The organism is Clavibacter sp. GW821-FHT01D01 (assembly GCF_059422605.1).
The window spans coordinates 77,303-101,167 of sequence record NZ_JBWKXC010000001.1; the positions used below are offsets into that span (position 1 = coordinate 77,303).

The window sequence follows — 23,865 nt, forward strand, 5'->3', positions numbered from 1 at the left end:
GATCAGCGGCCGGTGCCGTCGACCGCGAGCGGCTCGATCGCCGCCAACTCGTCGTCGGTGAGGGCCGGGGCGCCGGCGGCGGCCACGTTCTGCTCCAGCTGCTCCACGCTCGACGCGCCGATGAGCGCGCTCGTGATGCCCGGGTGACGCAGCACCCACGACAGCGCGAGCTGCGCGAGCGTCTGCCCGCGCCCCTCGGCGACGGCCTGCAGGCCGCGCGCGCGCTCGAGGTACGTGTCGGACACGGCGGACTCGTCGAGGAACCCGCTGGTCGCGGCGCGCGAGTCGGAGGGGATGGATCCCGACAGGTAGCGGTCGGTGAGCAGCCCCTGGGAGAGCGGCGAGAAGACGATGCAGCCGGATCCCGCCTCCTCGAGCACGGGCAGCAGCCCGCCCTCGACGTGGCGGTTGAACATCGAGTAGCTCGGCTGGTGGATGGTCAGCGGCACCTTGTGCTCGGCGAGCGCGGCCACGGCGCGCTCGGTCTGCTCGGGCGAGTAGTTGCTGATGCCGGCGTAGAGCGCCTTGCCCTGGTGCACCGCGGTCGCGAGCGCGCCCATGGTCTCCTCGATGGGCGTCTCGGGGTCGGGCCGGTGCGAGTAGAAGACGTCGACGTACTCGAGGTCCATGCGGCCGAGGCTCTGGTCGAGCGAGGCGAGCATCGACTTGCGGGAGCCCCACTCCCCGTAGGGGCCCTCCCACATGTGGTAGCCGGCCTTGGAGGAGATGACGATCTCGTCGCGGTACGGGCGCAGGTCCTCGCGGAGGATCCGGCCGAACGCCGTCTCGGCACTGCCGGGGGGCGGGCCGTAGTTGTTCGCGAGGTCGAAGTGGGTGATGCCGAGGTCGAAGGCGCGGCGCACGATGGCCCGCTGCGTGTCGATGGGGCGGGACGTGCCGAAGTTGTGCCAGAGGCCGAGGGACAGCTCGGGGAGCTTGAGGCCGGAGCGGCCGGATCGGCGGTAGGGCATGGACGAGTAGCGATCGGGATGAGCGACGTAGGTCATCCGCCGAGCGTACCGAGGCCGGGGGCCGCGACCGCGACGCTCCGGCGCCGCGCGGACCCTCCACCCTCCCGCTCCCGGCGGCAAGCCCCTGGTCGCCGCGCCCGGGATGGCGTTCAGTGGGAGGGTGCACACCATCCACTACGCCGACGGCCGCTACCTGACCGGCGACGACATCGCCCGGGCCGTCGTCGACTGCGCGCAGGCGCTCGCCCGCGAGGGCCGGGCGGCCGACGCCGTCCGGGTGCCCGTCCGGCTGCCCGACGGCGGCGCGGGCGAGGTCGAGATCCTCATCGGCCCGGCCAGCCAGATCGTGGTGGAGCCCGCGGACGCCGCGGACCATGCGGGCGAGGAGCTGCGCGACCCCGAGGCCGTCGCCCGCATCCGCGCGCTCACCATCAGCGCCCGGCAGTCGCAGCCGGGCACCCGCGTCACCGCCGACCACCAGGACGGCACGGCGGTGCCCGGCCTCGAGGACCTGGACTAGGCGACCGCCTCGGCGTGGAGGCGTGCGGCGACCGCCCGCGTCGCGGCAGGATGGACGCATCCCACCCGCATCGACGCAGGAGCACCATGCCCGACACCGCCGTCCCGTCCGCCCTCCTCCACCTCCGGGCCTCCGGCGTCTCCCTCGTGCTCGACCTCACGGACGGCCGCCTGCCCGCCGTCGTGCACTGGGGCGCGGACCTCGGTGCCACCACGGCCTCCGACCTCGAGACGATGGCCCTCGCGGCCGTCGAGCCCATCGTGCCGAACGTCGCGGACGACCCCATCCGCCTCGCGATCCTCCCCGAGGCGCACACCTCCTGGACGGGGAAGCCCGGCATCGCCGGGCACCGCTCCGGCGCCGACTGGTCGCCCTCGTTCCGCGTGACCGCGGCGACGGTGGACGGGTCCCCGATGCCGGCGGGCTCCGAGGGGCACCCCGGATCCGCCGCCCACGGCCCCGCGCTCGTGCACGTGGACGCGGTCGACGACGTCGCCGGCCTCGGCCTCGCGGTGGACGTGGAGCTGCTGCCCTCCGGTCTCGTGCGCACCCGCGCGGAGCTGACGAACGCCGGCGCGGGGATCTACGACCTCGAGGGGATCACGCTGGCGCTGCCGATCCCGCCCGAGGCGCGCGAGGTCCTCGACTTCGCCGGCCGCTGGGGCAAGGAGCGCACCCCGCAGCGCAGCCCCCTGAACGTCGGCATCCACGAGCGCGAGGGCCGTCGCGGCCGAACGGGCTCCGACGCCGCGACCGTGCTCTCGGTCGGCGTGCCCGGCTTCGGCTTCCGCCACGGCGACGTCTGGGGCGCGCACGTCGCCTTCAGCGGCGACCACCGCCACTACGCGGAGCGCCTCTCCAGCGGCCGACAGGTGATCGGCGGCGGCGAGCTCCTCCTGCCCGGCGAGGTGCGCCTCGCCGAGGGCGAGGCCTACTCGAGCCCCTGGGTCTACGCGGCGTACGGCCACGGCCTCGACGACCAGGCGGCCCGCTTCCACCGCTTCCTCCGCGCTCGCGACACCCACCCGCGCCGCGACCGGCCCGTCACCCTGAACGTGTGGGAGGCCGTCTACTTCGACCACGACCTCGCGCGCCTCACCGACCTCGCCGAGCGCGCGGCCGCCCTCGGCGTCGAGCGCTACGTGCTCGACGACGGCTGGTTCCGCCACCGCCGCGCGGACGACGCGGGCCTCGGCGACTGGTACGTCGACGAGGGCGTCTGGCCCGACGGCCTCACCCCGATCATCGACCGCGTGCGCGCCCTCGGCATGGAGTTCGGCCTGTGGTTCGAGCCCGAGATGATCAACGAGGACTCCGACCTGGCGCGCGAGCACCCCGAGTGGATCATGGCCACCGGCGGCCGCCGCCCGGGCACGCACCGGAAGCAGCAGGTCCTCGACCTCGCGATCCCGGAGGCGTACGCCCACATCCTGGAGCGGGTCAGCGCGATCCTCGCCGAGTACGACATCGCCTACGTGAAGTGGGACCACAACCGGGACCTCGTCGACGCCGGCATCGCCCCGCGCGGCCAAGCGGGCGTGCACCTGCAGACGCTCGCCGCGTACCGGCTCATGGACGAGCTCCGCGAGCGCTTCCCGGACCTCGAGATCGAGTCGTGCTCCTCGGGCGGATCCCGCGTGGACCTGGGCGTGCTCGAGCGCACCGACCGCGTGTGGGTGTCCGACTGCATCGACCCGCTCGAGCGCCAGCAGATGAACCGCTGGACCATGCAGCTGCTGCCGCCGGAGCTGATGGGCTCCCACATCGCGTCGGGCGTCAACCACACCACGGGCCGCGCGCACACCCTCGCCTTCCGCGCGGGCACGTCGCTGTTCGCGCACTTCGGCATCGAGTGGGACCTGACGCAGGCCACCCCGGACGAGGAGCGCGACCTCGCCGAGTGGATCGCGCTCTACAAGCGGGAGCGCGCCCTCCTGCACACGGGCACGGTGGTGCGCGCGGACGGCTCCGACCCGAGCCTCTGGGTGTACGGCTCGGTGGCCGAGGACGCCTCCGCCGCGCTGTTCTTCCTCGCGACGGTGGGCCGCTCCGACGTGTCGCCGCGCGGCCGCTTCCTCCTGCCGGGCCTCGACCCGGAGCGCCGCTACCGCGTGGAGCCCGTCCGCGTCGGCGTGCCCGACCACGGCTTCACCGCGCCCGCCTGGTTCGACGGCGTCGAGCTGACGGGCCGCGCGCTCGCGGTCTCGGGCCTGCACACCCCGGCGATGTGGCCCGAGACGATCGCGCTCCTGCGGGTGACGGCGGTCTGACCCGACGCGCGGGCCGCTGCGGCGAGCAGCGGCCCGCGGCCCGCGGCGCGTGGCCCGCAGCCGCACGCAGCAACGCGCAGCCGCACGCAGCCGCACGCAGCCGCACGATGTGCGCCTGTGGAGGAACGGCGCACGCCCGCCGCCCTCCCGCCTACCTTCGGTCGTGCCGGCGCTCCTGACGCGCCGGCGACGAACCCGAGGCCACCCTCGCCACCCGACTCGCCGCATGATCCCCGCACGCGAAGACGCTGCCGATGACCTCGTGGTCGCCATGGACCGCCGTCACGCACCCTCATCGCAGAAACGGATCCTCATGCGCCTCACCACGAAGACCACGACCACGACCGCCCTCATCTGCCTCCTCGTCGGAGCGGGCAGCGCGGCATACGCCGGCACCGCTACCTCGCACTTCGACGCCATCACCCCACGATTCCAGCAGCCCTGGGACTCGACCGCTCAGACCAAGGACTCCACCGGAGGGCAGGGGTTCGTCTCATTCGACACGATCGGCGCCGAGTACCACATGAACGCACGCATCTGCGGCGGCGGGAACAACTCCTGCGGCGGGGAGATCAAGGACATCAGACAAGGTCAAGGAGCACTCCTCGACTCTCCCTTCCCCTCGGGGGCACGCGCCCACCTGCAGCTGCACGCGACTCCTCACAACATCGTCCGGGTCGAGGCCATCGGCTCGTGGGCCAGCAACTGATGCCCTGCGGAACCGGCGTCCGCGGATGGCGCGGCTCTGCGTCAGGTGAAGCCGGGAACGGGGTCGGGTGAGGTGCTCCGTCCCGCTCTGCGCCGCGCCATCGGTCCGTCCCAGACGATCAGCGCTGCACTCCTGCCCGCTCTCGCAGGGATCCTCCTGATCCACAGCACCGGGCATTCCGTGTTACGTGACCGATCAGGTGTCTTCGCGTCCGGCATGCTCTCGCCATCGCTCATCCTGATGCCGCTGGGCATCACGCTGCTCACCTGCACGCGCTTCTCGTCGGACCTGGCGCATCGATTCATCAGCGTGCAGCGGACCCGCTGCGACATGAGGCTCCTCCTCGCCACGCGCTACGTGACAGCGACGATGATGGGCTTCTCCTTCGCGTTCCTCTTCTCCTTCCTGACCTACGTGACGGCATTCCACATCTGGCCCCTCCTCGGCGATCCGGGAATCGACCCGGCGAGCTACCTGATGACGCCGGAGCAAGCCGTCGCGTACACCCAGCAGCATGAGGCGTTCGGTAGCTACCTGCGCTTCGGGGATCTGCCCTTCGGCCTCGTGCACTCGAGCTGGTTCGGCTTCTGCGCCGCGCTGTACGCCGCCATCGGCGTCACGGCTGTCGTGCTCGTCCGCAACCGCTTCCTTGCGCTCGCCCTCCCCATGCTGTTCGTGTTCGGCGAGACGTTCGTCGCCGAGCTCCTGGGGCACCCCAGCCTCGCCCTCTACTTCTCCGCGATCGCATTCGGGCTCACGTACCCCTCCGACGCGGAGGTCTTCGCCCCTCACCTCATCCTCGCGGTCGTCGTCGCCGTCGTCGCGATCTTCACCATCCGGCGCATCCCCACCAGCGGCCGTCTCTCGTGACGGTCGCCGACCGGATCACGAGCGTCCCGGCGCTGGTCCTGGCCGGCTTCGCCGTCGCGTCCGGCGCGTACACCCGCGCGTTCGACGAGGCCTCACCGACCGGCGTGCGCCTCACCCAGACGAAGCTGATGCTCGACGAGGTGACGGACACACGGTTCCTCGCGAACGTCGTGCTGCTCGCCTGGCTCGTCGCGCTCGTGGTCCGGTCGCCGGCCGACGCCCGGCCCGACCGTCTCATTCGCCACGGCACCTACGTCCGGGCTCTCCTCGCCGCGTGCCGCGACGGCATGACCTGGGCGCTCACGATCCTGCCGCTCCTCGTCGTGGCCATGTACGTCACCGCGCTCGGGCTCCCCGTCGCCGACGACGGCACCCACGGCATCGAGGGCTACAGCGCCGCCCAGCAGCGGCTGGGCTGGCCGTGGCTGGCGCTGATCGTCGGCACCGTCGCGCTCGCGCTCGCCCTCCTGATGGCGACCCAGATCTTCGCGCTCGCCCTCCACCTCATCGGCCCCGGCCGAGGGCTCGACATCGCCTTCGCCGTGTCCGTGGGCATGCTCGCGCTGCTCTCCGCGGCCGGGCTGATCGACGCCGCCTCACCCCTGAACCTCAGCCACCTCACGACCGCGCGGACCGTCGCGGCCGACCCCGGCGCCGCGACCGCCAGCTGGGCGGCCGTCACCGCCGCGTGCGCGGCGCTGCTCCTCGCGACCCGGGCGAAGGACCGCGGGCACCGCTCGCGCCCCGCCCTCCTCGGACGGCGCAGGGGGTGAGGGCGTGGATCGTGCTCGTCGCCGTGGTGGGCGCATGCCTCACCGGACTCCTGGCGATGCCCGCGGATCCGCTCCTCCGGGACGAAGCTCCGCCGACCGCCGTCGACCGTCTCGCCTCCGCGCTCTCCGGCGACGGGACGGTCCTCCACCTCCTGAGCGGACTGGCCGTGTACGGCGGCTTCGCGTTCGTCCTGCAGCTCCGCGAGTCCCACGAGGCCCGCGGCATGCTCCTGCAGCGTCTCCTACGGCACGGCTCGGCCACGCGGTGGGCGGCGGCGCGCACGGCGCGCCACGCGGTCGCGGCCGTCCTGTACCTCGCCGTCGTCGCCGCACTCGGGCTCGGGATCGCCGTCCTCACCGCATCCGGGCCCGTGCTCCCCGCCCCCGGACGACTCGGTCTCCTCGCCGGGCAGTACCTCGTCGGCGGCCTGCTCCAGCTCGGGGTCTACTCGGCTCTCGTCCTCATCGTCACCTGGCTCGCGCGGGGGTCCGCCGCCGGACTCCTCACGGTCGGCGTGATCGTCGTCGGCGGCGCGCTCCAGCTCGAGACGCGGACGTGGCTGCCCCTCCAGCTCGCCGACCTCGCCGTGACACGCGGCGGATGGTCGGAGGTCGGCGACGCCACGGCCACGCTCGGTCTCTGGGTCGCCATCCTCGGCCTCGCCCTCACCGCGCTCGTGCAGCGCACCCGCCCCGCCTGATCCCGAACGACAAGGAGCACCATGCCGATCATCACCCTCACCGGCGTCACGAAGGGCTTCCGTGGCGTCCCCCTCCTCGACGGCGTCGACCTCGCCCTGGAGCGCGGCCGCACCTACGGACTCGTCGGGCCCAACGGCTGCGGCAAGTCCGTGCTGCTCAAGATCATCCTCGGCTTCCTGCGTCCCGACGCTGGCGTCGTCGACATCGACCCGGCGCTCCTCTCCCCCGGGCGCACGTTCCCCGACCGGTTCGACGCGATCGTCGACGGGCCGGCCTACCTGGCGCACCGCACGGGCCTGCAGAACCTGACCGAGCTCGCCGCCATCCGGAAGCGGATCACGGTGGACGAGGTGCGGGAGTCGATGCGCGAGTTGGGGCTCGATCCCGACTCGCGCACGCGCGTCCGCAGCTACTCGCTCGGGATGAAGCAGAGGCTGTCGCTCTGCCAGGCGCTCATGGAGCGACCGGAGGTGCTGCTGCTCGACGAGCCGTTCAACGCCCTCGACGCGGAGAGCGTCGAGCGCCTCACGGCCGAGCTGCGACGGCAGCAGGCGATCGGCACCACGATCCTGTTCACCAGCCATGAGCGCGAGCACATCGACGCGCTGAGCGACGAGGTGCTGGAGATCTCGGGCGGACGGATCCGTCCCGTCGCGCGCCCCTGAGGGACGCGCGATGGGACGGATCGGGATCAGAGGACGGGAGCGTCCTCCGGCTCGTCGTCCCACGCGCGGCTGACCGTGAGGCCCTCGCCGTCGGGCGCGAGGTCGACCCGCACGGCGTCGCCGTCGCGGATGTCGCCCGCCAGGAGCTCGCGCGCGAGGCGGTCGTCGATCTCGCGCTGCATGAGCCGGCGCAGGGGACGTGCGCCGTACAGCGGGTCGTGGCCGCGCTCCGCGAGCCAGCGCCGGGCGTCCGGGGTGACCCCGAGCGTGAGGCGGCGGTCCGCGAGCCGGTCGCCGAGGCGGTCGATGTAGAGCTCCACGATCTGCGCCAGGTCGTCCATCGACAGCGTCTGGAACACGACGATGTCGTCGAGCCGGTTCACGAACTCCGGCTTGAACGTCTGGCGCACGAGCTGCTGCACCGCCTCCTCGCGGCTCGCCAGCGGCAGGGACGCGTCGCTGACGAACTGCGACCCGAGGTTGCTGGTGAGCACGAGGATCACGTTGCGGAAGTCGACCGTCCGGCCCTGGCCGTCGGTGAGGCGGCCGTCGTCGAGCACCTGCAGGAGCACGTCGAACACCTCCGGGTGCGCCTTCTCGACCTCGTCGAGCAGCACCACCGAGTAGGGGCGGCGCCGGACGGCCTCGGTGAGCTGTCCGCCCTGCTCGTAGCCGACGTAGCCGGGAGGGGCGCCGACGAGGCGGGACACGGAGAACTTCTCCCCGTACTCGCTCATGTCGATGCGGATCATCGCCTTCTCGTCGTCGAACAGGAACTCCGCCAGCGCCTTCGCGAGCTCCGTCTTCCCGACGCCCGTGGGGCCGAGGAAGAGGAAGGAGCCGGTGGGCCGGTCGGGATCCGAGATGCCGGCGCGCGTGCGGCGGACCGCGTCGGAGACGCTCGCCACCGCCTGCCGCTGGCCGATGAGGCGCTTGCCGAGCTCCTTCTCCAGGTGCAGCAGCTTCTCGGTCTCCCCCTGCAGCAGCCGGCCGACGGGGATCCCCGTCCAGGCGGCGACGACCGCGGCGATGTCCTCGCCCGTGACCTGCTCGTTGACGAGCCGCTCCTCCGCCGACGGCACCGACTCGGCGGCCTCCGCCTGCGCGACCTCGCGCTCGATGACGGGGATCTCGCCGTAGAGCAGGCGCGACGCCTTCTCCAGGTCGCCCTCGCGCTGGGCCCGCTCGGCGCGGATCCGCAGCTCGTTCAGCTCGTCCTTCAGCTTGCCGACGCGGTTGACGCTCGCGCGCTCCGCCTCCCAGCGCCGCTGCAGCCCGCCGAGGGTCTCCTCGCGCTGGGCGATGTCCTCGCGCAGCCGCGCGAGCCGCTCCTTCGAGGCCTCGTCCTTCTCGCGCTTGAGCGCCAGCTCCTCGAGCCGCATCCGGTCGACCGCGCGGCGCAGCTCGTCGATCTCGACGGGCGAGGAGTCGATCTCCATCCGCAGCCGCGAGGCGGCCTCGTCGATCAGGTCGATGGCCTTGTCCGGCAGCTGCCGGGCAGGGATGTAGCGGTTCGAGAGCGACGCGGCCGCGACGAGCGCCGCGTCCGTGATGGGCACCTGGTGGTGCGCCTCGTAGCGGCCCTTGAGGCCGCGGAGGATCGCGACGGTGTCCTCCACGCTCGGCTCGCCGACGTACACCTGCTGGAAGCGGCGCTCGAGCGCGGCGTCCTTCTCGATGTACTGGCGGTACTCGTCGAGCGTGGTCGCGCCGATGAGCCGCAGCTCACCGCGCGCGAGCATGGGCTTCAGCATGTTGGACGCCGCGACGGACCCCTCGCCGCCGCCCGCGCCCATGAGGGTGTGCAGCTCGTCGACGAAGGTGATGACCTCGCCGTCGGCGTCGTCGATCTCCTTCAGCACCGCCTTCAGCCGCTCCTCGAACTCGCCGCGGTACTTCGCGCCCGCGACGAGCGCGGCGAGGTCGAGCGAGACGAGCTGCTTGCCCTTCAGGGAGTCGGCCACGTCGCCCGCGACGATGCGCTGGGCGAGGCCCTCGACGACGGCGGTCTTGCCGACGCCGGGCTCCCCGATGAGGACCGGGTTGTTCTTGGTGCGCCGCGTGAGCACCTGGCTGATGCGCCGGATCTCCGCGTCGCGTCCGATGACCGGGTCGAGCTTGCCGCTCTTCGCGATCTCGGTCAGGTTCACCCCGTACTGCTCGAGCGCGGTCCTCGCGTCCTCGGCGCTGGCGGGTGCGCCCTGCATGTTGGCCAATGCGTTCCTTCCTCCACGTACTTGAGTCTTGCGGACTCAAGTTTACGCCGGGACGACGCCCACCGCTACCGGCCGGCGAGGACGGACGCCGCGGCGGCGGTGATGGCGATCGCCACGTCCTCCGTGACCATGCCCGCGTTCGCCATGGCACCCGCCATGGTGCCGGCGGCCATGGCGACGGGCACGTTGGCGGATCCGCTCGACGCGTTGCCCGCGATGAGGAGGCCGGGCACGCTCGTCTGGCCCATCGGATCCGCCGTGACGAAGGCGCCCCAGGGGGTCTCCTCGGTCGCGGCGCCGAGGGCGCGGGCGAAGCCGTCGCGCGGCGCCACCCCGGGCATCGCGAAGAGCGAGTCGAGCCCGAGGACCCGGCCGTCGGCGAGCTCCACGCCCTCGAGCGCGCCCCGCTCCCCGAGCACGCGGGTGACGACCTCCTCCTCGATCCGGATCCCGCGGGCGTCGAGCCCCGCGCGCGTCGCCGCGTCGATGCCGAGCGGCTCGCCGGACGCCGTGCCGCCCGCGACGAGGAACGTGATGTCGGGCGACCACTGGCGGAGCATCTGCACGTGGTGGAGGCTGCCGGGCCCGGTGGCGAGCACGCCGATGCGGCGGTCGCGCACCTCGTAGCCGTCGCAGTAGGGGCATACGACGACGCCGGCGCCCCAGTGCGCGGCGAGGCCGGGGACCTCGGGCAGCACGTCGGCGAGGCCGGTCGCGAGGACCACCCGGCGGGCACGGACCTCCGCACCGCCGTCGAGCGTCACGCGGAAGCGCGGCCCGGCCGGATCCTCGACGGCATCGACGCCCTGCACCCGCCCGTCGACCACGACGCCGCCGTAGCCCTCGATCTCCCGGCGCCCCTCGGCGACGAGCTGACGCGGCGGCTTGCCGTCGTGACCGAGCACGCCGTGCATGTGCGCGGCGACGGCGTTGCGCGGCTGACCCGCGTCGACGACGAGCACGCTCCGGCGGGCGCGGGCGAGCATGAGCGCGGCGCTCGAACCCGCGACGCCCCCGCCCACGACGACAGCGTCCCACTCGATGCCGACGATGTCCTGCTGTGCGGTGTGCTGCTGCGCTATGTCCTGCTGTGCGATGTCCATGCACTGAGCTTGCGGGAGTGAAGCGCGTGGCGCACGGCTCCTTGCGGGATCGGCAAGGATGCGCACCTGCTCGTCGGGCGGGGACGACGACCGACGCACGGAGGGCGCGGAGCGATCCGCCCCGCGCCCTCCCTCGTCGGGTGATCAGCCCGCGGCGACCGCCATCTCGTTCGGCGTGACCTCGAGCGTGGAGCTCGCCAGCACCTCGCCCGTCGTCAGGTCGACCGCGTGGATCTCCTGCGTGGCCGGCTCGGTGACGTAGCCGACGCCGTCCGCCACGACGATCGCGGGGTGCGGATCCTGCCACTCGACGGGACTCTCCCACGCGTCGATGACGGGGAACGCGTCCGTCAGCTCGCCGGTCTCGGGGTCGAGCACGTGGATCGCGCCGTCGGAGCCGATGATGTACGCCATGTCGTCCGGTCCGCGCGCGACGTCGCGGAACGTGTAGCCGACCCCCTCGGGCAGGTCGACGACGCGGAGGGTCCTCGCCTCGGTGTCGATCAGCGTCACGGCGTCCAGCAGGTAGCCCTCGAGGTCCGGGTCGTCCTTGTAGTCGCCGACGACGACGGGGCTGGTCTCGCTGACGTAGGCGTTGCCCATGCGTCCGTAGGGCTGGTCGGGCGCCGGGAGCTTCGTGAAGGCGCCGTCCGTGTAGAGGATCGCGCCGTCCTCGCAGCCGAAGACGACGGCCTCGCCGGACGCGGTGCCCTCGCCGTGCACGCCGGGGCACTGGTCGGTCCGCGCGATGACCGCGCCGGACGCGTCGCGCGCCTCGACGCCGTCCCGGCCGTCCGCGTTCCCCACGGTCGTGAGGAAGGTGCCGTCCTCGAGCACGATCGAGACGCCGTGGTGCGCCTCGACGCCCTCGATGGTCTCCGTCTCCGGCAGGCCGTCGGCGGCGGCCAGCGCCGCGGTGTCGAAGACCGTCGTGTCGCTCGTGCCGTCGGCGTAGAGGATCGTCCTGCCCGCATGGCGGACGACGTGGCCGGGGGTGTCGGCCTCGAAGACGGTGTCGGTCAGCTCGGCCTCGTCGGCGCTGCCGGCCGCGGTGTCGAGCACCTGGAAGCCCTCGCTCATGGTGACCATGACGTGCCGGCCGTCGCCCGCGGGGTTGAGGCGGGTGAACTCCTCGGAGTCGAGGTCGGCGACGGTCTCGAGGGTGTCGCCGTCGAGGACGAGGATGCCGCCCTCGTACGAGACGGCGACGCGGGATCCGGCTGCCTCGCCGGATCCGGCCGGCGCCTCGGAGGATGCGGAGCCCTCCGGTGCCGGGGTGGAGCAGGCCGCGAGCGTCGCGGCGAGGCCCAGGGCGACGGCGGCGATGCCGGTCCGTCGGAGTCGGGGGGTGCGCATGGTGGTTCCTCCTGTGTGGGGTGGTCGCGGGCGCTCAGGGGGAGAGCCCGGTGGCGATGCGCTGCGTGTTGACGCGCATCATGGCGAGGTAGTCGGGGGCGCCGCCCTCGGGGCCCGTGAGGGACTCCGTGAACAGCTCGACCACCTCCACGCGGACGTCGGCCTCGCTCGCCAGCGCCTGGACGAGGCGGTCGGGCGAGGAGGACTCCGCGAAGATCGTGGGGACGCCGGTCTCCTCGACCGCCGACACGAGGTCGGCGAGGTCGCTGGCGGAGGGCGCGGCGAGGGTGGTGCCGCCGGGGATCACCGCGCCGACGACCTCGAACCCGAAGCGGTCGGCGAGGTACCCGAAGACGTGGTGGTTGGTGACGAGGGCGCGGCGCTCGGCGGGGATGGCGGCGAACGCCGCGGTCATCTCCGCGTCGAGCGCCTCGAGCTCCGCGCGGTACGCGGCGGTCCGGGCGGCGACGGCAGCCGGATCGACGCCCTCGATGCGCGCGAGGGCGGGCTCGAGCGCGTCGACGACGTCGACCATGCGCGCGGGGTCGGTCCAGAAGTGGGAGTCGGGCATCCCCTCCGCGTCGCCCTCGGCGTAGGCGAGGACCTCGATGGCGTCGCCGGCGACGAAGGCCGGCACGTCGGCGTCCGCCGCCGCGTCGAGGTGCTGCTGCAGCCCCTCCTCGAGGCCGAGGCCGTTGGAGACGACGAGGTCGGCGGCGCGGAGGCGCGCGGCCTCCTGCGCGGAGATCTCGAACGAGTGCGGATCCGCGTCCGGCCCCATCAGCGTCACGACCTCCGCCTCGTCGCCCACGAGCTCCTCGACGACGTCGCCGAGGATGTTGGTGGAGACGTGCACGGTCGGCCGCTCGTCGCCCGCGACCGCGCAGCCCGTGAGGGCGAGGGCCAGCGCGAGGGTCAGCGCGCGGGCGCCGGCGGTCGTGACGGCGCCCGCGAGCGCCGCGGACAGGCGGCGCCGCCGGGGACGGCCCGCGCTCATCGGCCCGTCTCCGCGGTGAAGGCCGGCTCGGCCGCGGTGTCGAAGGTGCGCGAGACGCGCGCGTCGTCCGCGAAGTCGATCTCGTGCAGCCGGCGCTCGACGGGGCCCGACAGGTACGCGCGCTGCTGGTCGGCGACGAGCGTCGGCATCCTCCCGGCCGCGAGCGACCCGGCCACGAGCGGGCCGGTGTCGGCGATGACCGCGCCGTCCCCGCCGGACAGGACGAGCACGCGGCCGTCCGCGGTGAGGGCGAGGAGGCGGTCGTCCGCGTCGTCGACGGCGGTGACGTGCACGAGCGGAGCGGGCGCGGGGAGGAGCGCCCACGAGCGCGCGCGGGTGTCGAGCACCCAGATGCCCTGGTCCCCGGCGAGGCCCGCGACCGTCGGACGGCCCTCGCGGTTGTCGAAGGAGGTGGCGGCGGGGGCCGTCGCGCCCTCGGGGTACGGGATCCGCTCGACGGCCAGCTCCTCGCCGTCGACGCTCGCGAGCAGTGCACCGTCACCGCAGCCGATGACGGCGCCGACGCGCGTGGTGATGGTGCCGGCGGGATCCGGGCACGGCTCGACCAGCCCGGTGCGCGCGCCGTCCCGGGTGCGGCCGACCACCGTCGCGTCCGCGCCCTCGCCCTCGGTGACGAGCGCCAGGGACCCGACCGGCACGACCATCCCGGGGCCGGGCTCGCCGGCGAGGCGGAACGACTCCTCGATCCGCCCCTCGGAGAGCGCCGCGGTGTCGAGCAGGATGGCCTCGCCGGAGCCGGGGAAGTGGAGGCCCGTGCCGCCCGTCGTGGACAGGTTGGTCGTGGCGACGACGGCGGTGCCCTCGCCCTCGACGGTGCCGAGGAGGCGGGGGTCCGCCCGGTAGTGGTGGAAGTGGTCGACGTGGTCCCAGGTCCACACCCCGCTGTCGACGATCTCCACGCCGGCCGCCGTCTGCGCCAGGAGGTACCGGCCGTCGGTGTCCATCGCGGTGGGTGCGCCGATCCGGCCGAGCTCGGCGACGGATCCGTCGAGGAGGTCGAGGTGCGTGACGGCGCCGGTCGGGTCGATGCTGGTGAGGCCGAGGCGCGGCTCGGCCAGCTCCGCGGCGCCCGCGACGGCGCCGTGCCCCTCGGGGGTCGCCTCCGCGGCCGGCTCGTCGGCGGGTCCGGCCGGGGTCCCGGCGGAGCACGCCGTCAGGGCGAGCGCCAGGCCGGCCAGCAGGGGGATGGTGGGGATGCGGGAGCGCACGCGGTCCTCTCGGGGAGTGGTGGGGCGGGTGGGTCGGGTCGGTCGGGGCGGGTCGCGACGGCGGGCCGTCGCGACGGTCAGGGGACGGGCACGCCGCGGATGACGCGGGGATCGCGCCGCGGCCGGCCGGACCGCGCCGCCGTGAGGCCCGCGCGGGCGAGCCCGGAGAGCAGGGCGACGGCGATCGCCGTGGCCGCGACGGAGGCGCCCGCGGCCGTGGCGGCGTGCCACGACACGAGCAGGCCCACGAGGACCGACGCGACGCCGAGGGCCGCGGCCAGGGCCATGCGCGTCGGGATCCGCGCGGTCCAGTGCCCGGCGGCCACGGCGGGCGCGAGGAGCAGGCCGACGACCAGCAGGGATCCCACGGCCTGGTACGACGCGACGACCGCCAGCGTCACGAGGCCCACCAGCGCGGCCTGCGCCGAGCGCGGGCCGAGGCCGAGCACCGCGGCGACCCGGGGATCCAGGGCCAGCGCGACGAGCGGCCGGTGGAACGCCCACGCGACCCCGAGGCCGACGGCCACGGCGCCCGCGAGCAGCGCGATGTCGACGGGCGCGATGGCGAGGATGTCGCCGAACAGGATGGCGGTGGCGTCCGTCGCGAAGCTGCCGGAGTGCGAGATGACGACGACGCCGAGGGCGAGCATCGCGACGAAGAGCAGGCCGATGCTCGTGTCGTAGGAGAGGCGGCCGCGACGCTGCAGGGCGGCGATCCCCAGGCTCATCGCCACGGCGCTGAGGGCCCCGCCGACGAGGACGGGGGCGCCGATCACGGTCGCGAGCGCGACGCCGGGCAGCATGCCGTGCGCGAGGGCCTCGCCCAGGAAGGCCATGCCGCGGATGACGACCCACGTGCCGACGACGCCGCAGAGGATCGCGACGAGCGCCCCGCCGAGGAGGGCGCGCTGGAGGAAGTCGAGCGCGAACGGCTCGAGGATTCCGCGGGTGAGGAATGTCACGATCGCCGACCCTAGTCGAGAATGAGAACGCTTATCAAACGGCTAGGATCGGACGCGTGCCCCCGCCCTCGATCCCCGCTGCCGCCGCCGCCCTCCGCGGGATCCACGTCGAGATCGACGGGCACCGCGCCCTCGGCGGCGTCGACCTCGAGCTCCGCTCCGGCGCGCTCACGGTCATCGCGGGGCCGAACGGCGCCGGCAAGTCGACGCTCCTCGAGGTGATCGCGGGCACGCGGATCCCCCTGTCGGGGACGCGCGCGCTCGCCGCCGCCGCGGCCTTCGTGCCGCAGCGCGCCGCCGTCTCCGACCGGCTGCCCGTCACCGTCCGCGACGTCGCGACCGTCGGCGCCTGGGGCCGGGCCGGGCGCTGGCGACGGCTCGACGCGACCGCCCGCCGCGCCGTCGACGACGCCCTCGACCGCCTCGACCTGATCCCCCTCGCCGGACGGGGATTCGCGGCGCTCTCGGGCGGGCAGCGGCAGCGGGCGCTCCTCGCGCAGGGCCTCGCCCGCGGCGCCGGGCTCCTGCTCCTCGACGAGCCGACGACGGGCCTCGACGCGGCGAGCGCCGAGCGGATCCGCGCGATCATGCGCTCCGAGGCCGGCCGCGGGGTCGCCGTCGTGTGCGCGTCGCACGACCCGGCGGTGCTCGCCGACGCGGACCGCGTGGTCCGCCTGGAGGACGGGCTCGTCGCGCACGACTCGGCGGCGTGAGCGGGCCGGGCCGCACGGACGCCGCCGTCCGGCGGCGGACCTCAGTGCCGGTGCTCGGCGTCCCAGGCGGGGAACGGGTCCGCGTAGCCGTGCCACGCGCCCGGTCCCGCGACCAGCTCGTCGGGCGCCAGGAGGCACGCGCCGAGGATCCCGTCGAGCAGCGCGGCGTCGAGGTGCTCGCCCACGAACGCGATCTCCTGGCCCGCGGGCGACTCGGCGTCCCAGCTGCGCATGCCCGTGGGATCGAGGCTCAGCACATCGCCCGCGGTGGCCCACGAGCCGACGGTCGCGGGTCGCGTCGCGAGGCGCACGAGGCCCCGGGAGCGCACGATCCGCCCGACGGGGCCCGGCACGAGGTCGTTCACGACGGCCGCATGCAGGCGGCCGGGGTGGAACGGCCGCGGGTCCCGGAAGACGTGCACGCCCATCCCGCCGGTGGACGGCGGGACGGCGACGCCGGCGAGCGCCGCCTGCCAGCCCATGCCGGCGGCCAGCCGCCGCGCGCGCTGCCGCCCGATCCGCAGCGGCGCGGCGACGAGCGAGGCCCGGTCGGCGACGGCGACCACGCGCGCGTCCGGGGCGAGGCACGCGAGCAGGGCGAGGGCCCGGCGGGCGTCCGGCGAGGGCCGCGCCGGATCCAGGTCCTCGAGCACGACGACGCTCGCGCACTCGAGGCGCCCGGCCAGCCGCTCGGCGGCATCGAACGGGGTCGCATCGACGGTCCGGGGGTCGAGCAGCAGGTCGCGCACCTCGGCGACGGAGGACACGGCGACGAGGTCGAGGATCCCGATGGGCGTCGACCCCGGGTGCCGCGCCTCGACGACGTGCTCCAGCACCAGGGCCACCTCGAGCGGATCCGCGGCGGGCTCGATCGCCACCACCGCGAGCCCGGTGCGCCCGTCGTCGGCGTCCTGGATGAGCCCCTCGGCGAGGTCGGCGCCCAGGTCGCCGCTGTCGCCGCCGGGCGCCTCCACCGGCGTGGGCTCCTCGGACGCGGGCGCCCCGACCGCGGCCGCGGCGACCCGGGACGCCGCCCGGAGGTCGGACGAGGACACGACGATCACGGCGAGGCCGCCGCGGGTGACGATCGGGCGGGCGTTCGCGGGGGGTTCCATGACCCCAGCCTAGAAGAGAACCGTTCTCATCTGCGGCGCGGCGACGGGACGACGGCGATCTAGGCTTTCGGAGGGGGCATGAGGCACGAGGAGACGGCATGACGGAGCACGCGGATCCGCGCGACGACGGGCAGGGACGCGACGACGGGCACGACGACGGGCACGGGCCCGCGGGCGCCGGCACGACCGAGGCGGTCCGCTTCGGCCTCGACGGCCTCGTGCTCGAGGCGGACCTCGACGCCGCCGACGCGCGCGCCCTCCGCGCGGTGCTCGCGCCCTACGTCGCCGCGGGGAGGCGCACGACCGTCACGATCACGCCGATGCCCGAGGAGCGTGCCGCCGCGACCGGCGGCTCCCCCACCGGCGAGCGTGCCGCCGCCCGCGCGTGGCTGGAGGCGAACGGCCACCGCCTCGGGCCCGGCGGCCGCATCTCGGCCACGCTGATGACCCTCTACCGCGCCCGCGACGGGCGCTGACGCCGGCCGCCCGCGCCGCGTCCCGCCCCGGTGCCGCCATGACCGCCCCGCCCCGCCTGTTCCCCGCCGTGCCGCTCCTCGTCGGAGAGCGCGTGATCCTGCGACCCTTCTCCCCCGCCGACGTCGACGCGATGGGACCGGTGCTCGCCGATCCCGAGGTCCTCCGCCTCACCGCATCCGCCCACTCGACCGCGGAGGTCGCCGAGCTGTCCGCGCGCCCCACGCTCGACGCACGCACGCGCACCTGGTACGCCACGCGCGCCGCCCAGCCCGACCGCCTCGACCTCGCGCTCGTCGACCGGGCGTCGGACGCCTGCGTGGGCGAGGCCGTCATCAACGAGTGGAGCCCGGAGGACCGGAGCGCGAACCTCCGCATCCTCATCGGACCCGCCGGGCGCGACCGCGGCCTCGGCACCGAGGCCGTCCGGCTCCTCGTGGACCACGCGTTCGCGGCCACGGACCTGGAGCGCGTCTCCCTCGAGGTCCTGGCGTCCAACCCGCGCGCCCGCCGCGTCTACGCGCGCGTCGGCTTCGTCGAGGAGGGGCGCCTCCGCGCCGCCTCCCGCTTCGACGGAGAGCCCGTCGACGTGATCGTCATGGCGCTCCTCCGCACGGATCCGCGCCCCTGACCTCCGGGCGGGCGCAGCCGGGCCGCCGCACGGCAGCCGGCGCCCTCCTCGAGGCAGGACGGCTCGGGTAGCGTGCCGCCATGGGCACGCCCCCGAACGGCTTCGAGCACACCTCGCGCGGCGACGAGGTGGTCATCCGGCATCACGGACGGGTGGCCGCCACGCTGCGGGGATCCACCGCACGCAGGTTCCTCGCGCAGGTCGAGTCCGGCGACGCGCAGCAGATCATGGCGCGCGTGACGGGCGACTACAGGCGCGGCAACGAACGCACCGCGCGCGAACGGTCCCGCCAGGCCTGACCCCGCCGCGCACGCCCTCGTGATGCCGCCGCGGCGGCGCCGTCAGCGCAGCGCGTCGGCCGTGGTCAGCGCGCGGACGGGCGGCAGCGTGGCGCGCATGCCGGGCCGCAGCTCGTCCACGATGACCGCGATCCCCGCCAGCGCGGCCCCGCAGTCCCCCGCGAGCGCGGCCGCGGCGGCGGCCTGGCTGCCCGTCTCGATCCAGTCGTCCACGAGCACCGCGCGCTGCCCGGGCAGCAGGAGGTCGCGCCGCGCGGAGTACCCGCGTCGGACGCCCCGGTAGTCGGCGTCGGCGTCCCGCCGCACGACGTCCCCGGGCAGGAGCGCGCCGTCCTTCCGGATCGGCGCGAACCCGACCCCGAGCGCCACGGCGACGGCCGGGCCGAGGGCGAACCCGCGCGCCTCGATGCCGACCACGACGTCGGGCCGGTCGCCCCGCGCCAGCTCCGCCAGCGCCGCGACCACGGCCGCGAGCGACCCGGGGTCGCGGAGCATCGCCCACGTGTCGGCGTGCCCGTCGATCCAGCGGAACCGCTCGTGGACGTGCCGCCGGCCCCGCTCGATGATCGCCTCGTCGCCCACGCGCCCACCGTATCGCCGAGCCCGCGAGGCCCCGCGCCCCGCACGTTCGGCCGCGGCGCCGTGACCCGACGCACCCGGCACCGCGCACGACGCCCGCCGGCCGCGGGTGCGGCGCGACGGGCGCGTGGTGGAGCGGTACGGATCAGCCGAGCGACACGGCCGTCCACGACACGGGCGGCAGCGTGATGGTGAGGGTGCCGTCCGCGAGGGTCGCCGACGCGTTCTCCGTGAGGCCCACGCGCTCGCGGTCCTCGAAGGTGTTCTTCGCGTAGACGTCGTCGTCGTGGATCCCGACCGCCTCGAGCACCTCGGAGACGGCGAGCCCGGCGACGTCGACCTCGATCGTGAGGGCGTCGGACAGGCTGCGGTTCACGAGGAAGACCGCGGCGCGGCCGGTGGCCTCGTCGAAGGTGGCGACCGAGTCGACGAGCGGCGCGGTGCCGTGCACCTCGGTCTCGTACGTGCCCACGTCGATGCGCGGGCGCAGCACCTCGCCCTGCGCGAGGCGGCTCGTGACCGAGAACGGGAAGAAGGTGGTCTGGCGCCAGGCCCCGCCGCCCTTCTCCGTCATGATCGGCGCGATCACGTTCACGAGCTGCGCGAGGCTGGCCGAGGTCACCCGGTCGCTGTGCTTGAGCAGCGTGATCATGAGGTTGCCGAGCACGACCGCGTCCGCGACCGAGTAGACGTCCTCGAGCAGGTGCGGCGCGTAGGGCCACCCCTCGGTGATGACGCCGGACTCCTGGTGCTCGTCGAGGTACCAGACGTTCCACTCGTCGAACGAGATGTTGATGGTCTTGTCGCTCTTGCGGCGGTACTTGACCTGGTCGGCCGACGCGACGACCGTGCGGATGAAGTACTCCATGTCGAGCGAGGAGGCGAGGAAGCTGCCGAGGTCGCCCTTGCGCTCCTGGTAATAGGCGTGCGCGGAGATGAAGTCGACGTTGTCGTACGCGTGCTCGAGCACGGTGCGCTCCCACTCGCCGAAGGTCGGCATGCCGGATCCGCTGCTGCCGCACGCGACGAGCTCGAGCGTGGGATCCACCATCTTCATGGCGCCGGCGGTGCGGTTCGCGAGCTTGCCGTAGTCGTCGGCGGTCATGTGGCCGACCTGCCAGGGGCCGTCCATCTCGTTGCCGAGGCACCACATCTTGACGCCGTGGGGCTCCGGGGAGCCGTTGGCGATGCGCTGGTCGGAGAGGGCGGTGCCGCCCGGGTGGTTGGAGTACTCGAGGATGTCGAGGGCCTCGAGCACGCCGCGCGTGCCGAGGTTCACGGCCATCATCAGCTCGCTGCCGGTGAGCTCGCACCAGCGCGCGAACTCGTCGAGGCCCACCTCGTTGGTCTCGAGCGAGTGCCAGGCGAGGTCGAGGCGCTTCGGGCGCTCGGCGCGCGGGCCGACGCCGTCCTCCCACCGGTAGCCGGAGACGAAGTTGCCGCCGGGGTAGCGGATGGCGCTCGAGCCGAGCTCCTTGACGAGGTCGACCACGTCGAGGCGGAAGCCGTCCTCGTTCGCGGTGGGGTGGCCGGGCTCGTAGATGCCGTCGTACACGCAGCGGCCGAGGTGCTCGACGAACGAGCCGAACGTGCGGCGGTTGACGGGGGCGACGACCGCGGTGCGGTCGATGGCGATGCGGGCGTCCGCGGCGGTGCGGGCGTCGGTCGACGTGGAGGCGTCGGTCATGGAGTGTCCTTCACTTCATCGGGAACGGGGCTGGTCGACGCCTGGCGAACGCAGGCGATCCGGGCCATTACAACGTTGTAAGAGCAACGTCCCCCCATTCTCGCGGGGGCGTCGGGGCAGTGTCAACGCGGGTCCGCGGCGGGGCGGGTCGGAGCTCCCATGCGGCCCGCGTACGGTTCCCCCGACGCCGCCCGCCGAGGCGGCCCGACCACCGGATGGAGCACCATGTCCGCCCTGCACCCCGACCTCGCCCTCGCCCGGCTGATCCCCCGCTTCACCCTCCCGGCGCCGCTCGTGGCGATGGCCGCGCGACGGGAGCCCCGCCGGTCGGAGGCGCCCGAGGACCTCCTCGTGCACGACGTGCGGGTGCCCGTCGACGGGGGCGCGTCGGCGGTCGACATGCGCCTCTACCGCCCGCGGACGGCCTCGGGGCGGGTGCCCGCCCTGCTCTGGATCCACGGCGGCGGGATGGTGCTCGGCGACCACCTGCAGGACGAGGCGTCGAACATCCGCTTCGCGCGGACCCTCGGGATCGTCGTCGCGTCGGTGCGCTACCGCCTCGCCCCCGGGCACCGGGCCCCCACCGCCGTCGAGGACGCGCTGGCCGCCCTGCTCTGGCTGCACGCGCACGCGGAGGAGCACGGCGTCGACGCGTCCCGGGTGGCGGTCGGCGGCGCGAGCGCGGGCGGGGGGATCGCCGCCGCCGTCGCCCTCATGGCGCACGACCGCGGCGCCCCGGCACCCGCGTTCCAGCTCCTCGTCTACCCGATGCTCGACGACCGCACCGTCACCCGCACCGACATGGACACGTCGGAGGTGCGCGTCTGGACGCCGGGCAGCAACCGCGTCGGCTGGACCGCGTACCTCGGCGGTCCGCCCGGCGCCCCGGACGTCTCCCCCTACGCCGCCCCCGCGCGACGCGAGGACCTCTCGGGGCTCCCCGCCGCGTGGATCGGCGTCGGCTCGCTCGACCTGTTCCGCGAGGAGGACGTGCGCTACGCCGAGCGGCTCCGGGAGGCGGGCGTCGCCGTCGAGCTGACGGTCGTCGACGGCGCCTTCCACGGCTTCGACGCGATCCTGCCTCGCGCCGGGGTCTCCCGGGAGTTCTGGCGGGCACAGGCCGCCGCGCTCCGCGGGGCGCTGCATCCCGCGGGCTGACCCGGCCGGCGCCGCATGCCACGCTCGGACCATGACGATCCCGGCTCCCACGCAGGCCCTGTTCCTCGGCGGGCGCTCCGGCGTCGGCAAGTCGACGGTGGCGGCCGAGGCGTCGCGGCTGCTCGCCCTCGCCGACGTGCGGCACGCCCTCGTCGAGGGCGACGCGCTCGACCAGGCGCATCCGGAGCCGTGGCGGCAGGGCATCCCGCTGGCGGAGCGGAACCTGGCGGCGATGTGGCGGAACTACCGCGCGGCGGGATGGACGCGCGTGATCTACGCGAACACCGTGAGCGTGCTCGAGATGCCGGCCCTCACGGCCGCGCTCGGCGGCGAGGTCGAGGCCGTCGGCGTGCTGCTGACGGCCGACGACGCGACCGCCGCCCGGCGCCTCGCCGGACGCGAGATCGGATCCGGGCTCGCCGAGGCCGTCGAGCGCAGCGCGGCCGCGGCGCCGCGGCTCGCGGCGGGCGCGTCGGGCGCGGTGCACCGCGTGGCGACCGACGGCCGGTCGGTGGGCGACATCGCGGCGGAGGTGGTGGCGCTCACGGGGTGGCTCCACGACGGGCGGCCGCGTGCGACGCCGCGCTGACCCGCGGACCCGTCACCCGACCCGCGGCCAGGCGCTCGTCAGGTGGGCCTCGATCGCGCGGTGGCGGAAGCCGTAGGACGTGCCCCGGTCGATGATCCCGCGGACGGTGTCCAGGCGCTGCGCCGTCGTGCCGACCTCCGCGGCCCTCGACCGGCCCATCGCCCTCGCGATGCGGGTGAGCGTGCGCTCGGCCGCGGGCAGCGCGGCCATCGCCTCCACGAAGGCGCGCTCCCGCGGGGGCAGCCGCTCGAGGATCCGCTCCACGTGCGCGGCCGCCTCGCGCTCCGCGCCCCGCCAGCCGGCGTGGACCTCGTCGCGGGTGATCGTCGTCCCCGATCCGGCGTACCAGGCGCGCTCCCCCGCCAGCTGGAAGAGGAACGGCTCCCCGCGGCACAGGTCGACGATGGCGGCCGCGGCGTCCTGCTCCATGCGGATCCGCGCGGTGCGGCCGGTCCCGTCCGCGACCTCCCAGCCGGGCACGACGAAGTCCTGCAGGGCGGCGCGGATGTCCTCGTCGTCGATCGCGGTGAGGACGGTCGTGCGGAAGCGGCGCGCGAACGTCGCCCCCTTGTGCGCGCCGGCCCGGTCCTCGAAGTCCGGCAGGCCCGTGAGGTACACCGCGATGGGCAGGGACCGGCGCACGCGCGCGCCCCCGGGGACCTCGACCTCCTCCTCGTGCGTGAGGGCGTCGCCGAACGCGATCAGCAGCTGGGAGAGCGTCCGCTCGTCGGTGATGTTCTGCACCTCGTCGACGTGGACCAGGGCGACCCGGTCCTGGCGCATGGCGGCGCGGCCGACCTCGACGAGCAGCGCGGTCAGCGCCGTGTACGGCTCGGGGCCGCTCCGGTCGGATCCACGCACGGTGAGCGAGAGCCCGGCCGCGGCGACCGTCTCCACCCGGTCGATCGCCTCCCGGATCCGCCTCTCGCGCGCCGAGGGCAGGCCCGCGGCCCGCGCGAGCTCCAGCACGGCGGCCGCGACGGGCTTCAGCGGATCGGCGCCGAGCGGGATGCGGAGCTGCGGCGTGACCCAGTCCCCGTCGCGGGCGGCGGTCCGCGCGATGCGCCGGACGAGCGAGGACTTGCCGAGACCGGGCTCCCCGAGCACGGTGCGCCCGCGCTCGGGGAGCCCGCGGAGGAGCCGGGGGCGGACCACGTCGCGCCAGTCGCCGAGCTGCTCGGTGCGGCCGGCCCAGATCTCCGGGACCGTGTCGGATCCGGGGCTGAAGGGATTGTCCGTCGCGTCGCGCATGTTGGTAATGTTACCAAGCCCCGCGA

24 protein-coding genes are annotated in these 23,865 nt (G+C 74.6%); 13 read left to right on the forward strand and 11 right to left on the reverse strand.

Features of this window, described 5'->3' with window-relative positions; translation table 11 throughout:
- Positions 1-2 precede the first annotated feature (2 nt).
- Entirely contained in the window at positions 3-1,007 is a 1,005-nt protein-coding gene (locus AC07VC_RS00330) for an aldo/keto reductase (protein WP_094114807.1), read from the reverse strand.
- Between the two features lie 124 nt (positions 1,008-1,131).
- Between AC07VC_RS00330 and AC07VC_RS00335 the strand changes: the two genes are divergently transcribed.
- The 7 genes from AC07VC_RS00335 to AC07VC_RS00365 all read left to right on the forward strand — a co-directional run bounded on the left by AC07VC_RS00335 (position 1,132) and on the right by AC07VC_RS00365 (position 7,480).
- Entirely contained in the window at positions 1,132-1,491 is a 360-nt protein-coding gene (locus AC07VC_RS00335) for a hypothetical protein (RefSeq protein WP_494674859.1), read from the forward strand.
- Positions 1,492-1,577: 86 nt separating this feature from the next.
- Complete coding sequence (locus tag AC07VC_RS00340) at positions 1,578-3,761, forward strand: alpha-galactosidase (RefSeq protein ID WP_494674858.1); 2,184 nt, start codon at positions 1,578-1,580, stop codon at positions 3,759-3,761.
- A 313-nt stretch (positions 3,762-4,074) separates the two neighbouring features.
- The gene (locus AC07VC_RS00345; RefSeq protein WP_494724443.1) at positions 4,075-4,470 is read left to right on the forward strand and encodes a hypothetical protein; all 396 of its coding nucleotides are present in this window, start codon (positions 4,075-4,077) and stop codon (positions 4,468-4,470) included.
- A 216-nt stretch (positions 4,471-4,686) separates the two neighbouring features.
- Complete coding sequence (locus tag AC07VC_RS00350; protein WP_494674856.1) at positions 4,687-5,340, forward strand: hypothetical protein; 654 nt, start codon at positions 4,687-4,689, stop codon at positions 5,338-5,340.
- Positions 5,337-6,113: a hypothetical protein gene (locus AC07VC_RS00355; protein WP_494674855.1), complete on the forward strand. Its 777-nt coding sequence runs from the start codon at positions 5,337-5,339 to the stop codon at positions 6,111-6,113. The genes AC07VC_RS00350 and AC07VC_RS00355 overlap by 4 nt, the downstream gene beginning before the upstream one ends.
- On the forward strand, positions 6,110-6,814 hold the full coding sequence (locus AC07VC_RS00360; protein ID WP_317229642.1) for a hypothetical protein: 705 nt from the start codon (positions 6,110-6,112) through the stop codon (positions 6,812-6,814). Before AC07VC_RS00355 ends, AC07VC_RS00360 begins: the two co-directional genes overlap by 4 nt.
- 21 nt (positions 6,815-6,835) lie before the next feature.
- Positions 6,836-7,480, forward strand: a complete 645-nt coding sequence (locus AC07VC_RS00365; protein WP_494674854.1) for an ABC transporter ATP-binding protein — start codon at positions 6,836-6,838, stop codon at positions 7,478-7,480.
- A 26-nt stretch (positions 7,481-7,506) separates the two neighbouring features.
- On the opposite strand, the gene AC07VC_RS00370 is transcribed toward AC07VC_RS00365, so the two are convergent.
- The 6 genes from AC07VC_RS00370 to aztB all read right to left on the reverse strand — a co-directional run bounded on the left by AC07VC_RS00370 (position 7,507) and on the right by aztB (position 15,343).
- Positions 7,507-9,696 carry an ATP-dependent Clp protease ATP-binding subunit gene (locus AC07VC_RS00370; RefSeq protein ID WP_494674853.1) on the reverse strand — a complete coding sequence of 730 codons (2,190 nt, stop codon included), beginning with the start codon at positions 9,694-9,696 and terminating at the stop codon, positions 7,507-7,509.
- Between the two features lie 65 nt (positions 9,697-9,761).
- Positions 9,762-10,799, reverse strand: a complete 1,038-nt coding sequence (locus tag AC07VC_RS00375; RefSeq protein WP_494674852.1) for an NAD(P)/FAD-dependent oxidoreductase — start codon at positions 10,797-10,799, stop codon at positions 9,762-9,764.
- 144 nt (positions 10,800-10,943) lie between these two features.
- Positions 10,944-12,155, reverse strand: a complete 1,212-nt coding sequence (gene aztD, locus AC07VC_RS00380) for a zinc metallochaperone AztD (protein WP_494674851.1) — start codon at positions 12,153-12,155, stop codon at positions 10,944-10,946.
- Positions 12,156-12,189: 34 nt separating this feature from the next.
- On the reverse strand, positions 12,190-13,152 hold the full coding sequence (gene aztC / locus AC07VC_RS00385) for a zinc ABC transporter substrate-binding protein AztC (RefSeq protein WP_494674850.1): 963 nt from the start codon (positions 13,150-13,152) through the stop codon (positions 12,190-12,192).
- On the reverse strand, positions 13,149-14,381 hold the full coding sequence (locus tag AC07VC_RS00390) for an ABC transporter (protein ID WP_494674849.1): 1,233 nt from the start codon (positions 14,379-14,381) through the stop codon (positions 13,149-13,151). Before AC07VC_RS00390 ends, aztC begins: the two co-directional genes overlap by 4 nt.
- Positions 14,382-14,458: 77 nt before the next feature.
- Positions 14,459-15,343: a zinc ABC transporter permease AztB gene (gene aztB / locus AC07VC_RS00395; RefSeq protein ID WP_494674848.1), complete on the reverse strand. Its 885-nt coding sequence runs from the start codon at positions 15,341-15,343 to the stop codon at positions 14,459-14,461.
- A 56-nt stretch (positions 15,344-15,399) separates the two neighbouring features.
- Between aztB and aztA the strand changes: the two genes are divergently transcribed.
- Positions 15,400-16,056 carry a zinc ABC transporter ATP-binding protein AztA gene (aztA, locus tag AC07VC_RS00400; RefSeq protein ID WP_494674847.1) on the forward strand — a complete coding sequence of 219 codons (657 nt, stop codon included), beginning with the start codon at positions 15,400-15,402 and terminating at the stop codon, positions 16,054-16,056.
- A 41-nt stretch (positions 16,057-16,097) separates the two neighbouring features.
- Here the strand turns inward: aztA and AC07VC_RS00405 are convergent, their stop codons facing one another.
- Positions 16,098-17,171, reverse strand: a complete 1,074-nt coding sequence (locus tag AC07VC_RS00405; protein ID WP_494674846.1) for a CobW family GTP-binding protein — start codon at positions 17,169-17,171, stop codon at positions 16,098-16,100.
- Positions 17,172-17,269: 98 nt separating this feature from the next.
- On the opposite strand from AC07VC_RS00405, the gene AC07VC_RS00410 reads away from it, so the two are divergent.
- The 3 genes from AC07VC_RS00410 (at position 17,270) to AC07VC_RS00420 (ending at position 18,575) form a co-directional block, all read left to right on the forward strand.
- On the forward strand, positions 17,270-17,647 hold the full coding sequence (locus tag AC07VC_RS00410) for an Lsr2 dimerization domain-containing protein (RefSeq protein ID WP_494674845.1): 378 nt from the start codon (positions 17,270-17,272) through the stop codon (positions 17,645-17,647).
- A gap of 38 nt (positions 17,648-17,685) precedes the next feature.
- Positions 17,686-18,276: a GNAT family N-acetyltransferase gene (locus AC07VC_RS00415; protein ID WP_494674844.1), complete on the forward strand. Its 591-nt coding sequence runs from the start codon at positions 17,686-17,688 to the stop codon at positions 18,274-18,276.
- Positions 18,277-18,356: 80 nt separating this feature from the next.
- On the forward strand, positions 18,357-18,575 hold the full coding sequence (locus tag AC07VC_RS00420) for a hypothetical protein (RefSeq protein ID WP_494674843.1): 219 nt from the start codon (positions 18,357-18,359) through the stop codon (positions 18,573-18,575).
- Between the two features lie 42 nt (positions 18,576-18,617).
- Here the strand turns inward: AC07VC_RS00420 and AC07VC_RS00425 are convergent, their stop codons facing one another.
- Both AC07VC_RS00425 and arfA read right to left on the reverse strand, forming a co-directional pair.
- Positions 18,618-19,157 (reverse strand): phosphoribosyltransferase family protein, encoded by a 540-nt coding sequence (locus tag AC07VC_RS00425; protein WP_494674842.1) that lies wholly within the window; start codon positions 19,155-19,157, stop codon positions 18,618-18,620.
- Between the two features lie 142 nt (positions 19,158-19,299).
- Entirely contained in the window at positions 19,300-20,841 is a 1,542-nt protein-coding gene (gene arfA / locus AC07VC_RS00430; RefSeq protein WP_494674841.1) for an arabinosylfuranosidase ArfA, read from the reverse strand.
- A 225-nt stretch (positions 20,842-21,066) separates the two neighbouring features.
- Here arfA and AC07VC_RS00435 point away from each other — a divergent pair, with 225 nt between their 5' ends.
- Both AC07VC_RS00435 and AC07VC_RS00440 read left to right on the forward strand, forming a co-directional pair.
- The gene (locus tag AC07VC_RS00435; protein ID WP_494674840.1) at positions 21,067-21,999 is read left to right on the forward strand and encodes an alpha/beta hydrolase fold domain-containing protein; all 933 of its coding nucleotides are present in this window, start codon (positions 21,067-21,069) and stop codon (positions 21,997-21,999) included.
- A gap of 31 nt (positions 22,000-22,030) precedes the next feature.
- On the forward strand, positions 22,031-22,588 hold the full coding sequence (locus AC07VC_RS00440) for an AAA family ATPase (RefSeq protein WP_494674839.1): 558 nt from the start codon (positions 22,031-22,033) through the stop codon (positions 22,586-22,588).
- A 12-nt stretch (positions 22,589-22,600) separates the two neighbouring features.
- Here the strand turns inward: AC07VC_RS00440 and AC07VC_RS00445 are convergent, their stop codons facing one another.
- A complete protein-coding gene (locus AC07VC_RS00445; protein WP_317230501.1) occupies positions 22,601-23,839 on the reverse strand; it encodes a P-loop NTPase family protein in 1,239 nt (412 codons plus the stop codon).
- Positions 23,840-23,865: the final 26 nt, after the last annotated feature.

Excerpts from the sequence above, each read along its gene's own strand:
- aztD (WP_494674851.1), bottom strand. The coding sequence starts at position 12,155 with ATGCGCACCCCCCGACTCCGACGGACCGGCATCGCCGCCGTCGCCCTG.
- AC07VC_RS00330 (WP_094114807.1), bottom strand. The coding sequence starts at position 1,007 with ATGACCTACGTCGCTCATCCCGATCGCTACTCGTCCATGCCCTACCGC.
- AC07VC_RS00405 (WP_494674846.1), bottom strand. The coding sequence starts at position 17,171 with ATGGAACCCCCCGCGAACGCCCGCCCGATCGTCACCCGCGGCGGCCTC.
- AC07VC_RS00445 (WP_317230501.1), bottom strand. The coding sequence starts at position 23,839 with ATGCGCGACGCGACGGACAATCCCTTCAGCCCCGGATCCGACACGGTC.
- AC07VC_RS00350 (WP_494674856.1), top strand. The coding sequence starts at position 4,687 with ATGCTCTCGCCATCGCTCATCCTGATGCCGCTGGGCATCACGCTGCTC.
- AC07VC_RS00435 (WP_494674840.1), top strand. The coding sequence starts at position 21,067 with ATGTCCGCCCTGCACCCCGACCTCGCCCTCGCCCGGCTGATCCCCCGC.
- AC07VC_RS00375 (WP_494674852.1), bottom strand. The coding sequence starts at position 10,799 with ATGGACATCGCACAGCAGGACATAGCGCAGCAGCACACCGCACAGCAG.
- arfA (WP_494674841.1), bottom strand. The coding sequence starts at position 20,841 with ATGACCGACGCCTCCACGTCGACCGACGCCCGCACCGCCGCGGACGCC.
- AC07VC_RS00420 (WP_494674843.1), top strand. The coding sequence starts at position 18,357 with ATGGGCACGCCCCCGAACGGCTTCGAGCACACCTCGCGCGGCGACGAG.
- AC07VC_RS00410 (WP_494674845.1), top strand. The coding sequence starts at position 17,270 with ATGACGGAGCACGCGGATCCGCGCGACGACGGGCAGGGACGCGACGAC.
- AC07VC_RS00365 (WP_494674854.1), top strand. The coding sequence starts at position 6,836 with ATGCCGATCATCACCCTCACCGGCGTCACGAAGGGCTTCCGTGGCGTC.
- AC07VC_RS00415 (WP_494674844.1), top strand. The coding sequence starts at position 17,686 with ATGACCGCCCCGCCCCGCCTGTTCCCCGCCGTGCCGCTCCTCGTCGGA.
- aztC (WP_494674850.1), bottom strand. The coding sequence starts at position 13,152 with ATGAGCGCGGGCCGTCCCCGGCGGCGCCGCCTGTCCGCGGCGCTCGCG.
- AC07VC_RS00340 (WP_494674858.1), top strand. The coding sequence starts at position 1,578 with ATGCCCGACACCGCCGTCCCGTCCGCCCTCCTCCACCTCCGGGCCTCC.
- AC07VC_RS00345 (WP_494724443.1), top strand. The coding sequence starts at position 4,075 with ATGCGCCTCACCACGAAGACCACGACCACGACCGCCCTCATCTGCCTC.
- AC07VC_RS00440 (WP_494674839.1), top strand. The coding sequence starts at position 22,031 with ATGACGATCCCGGCTCCCACGCAGGCCCTGTTCCTCGGCGGGCGCTCC.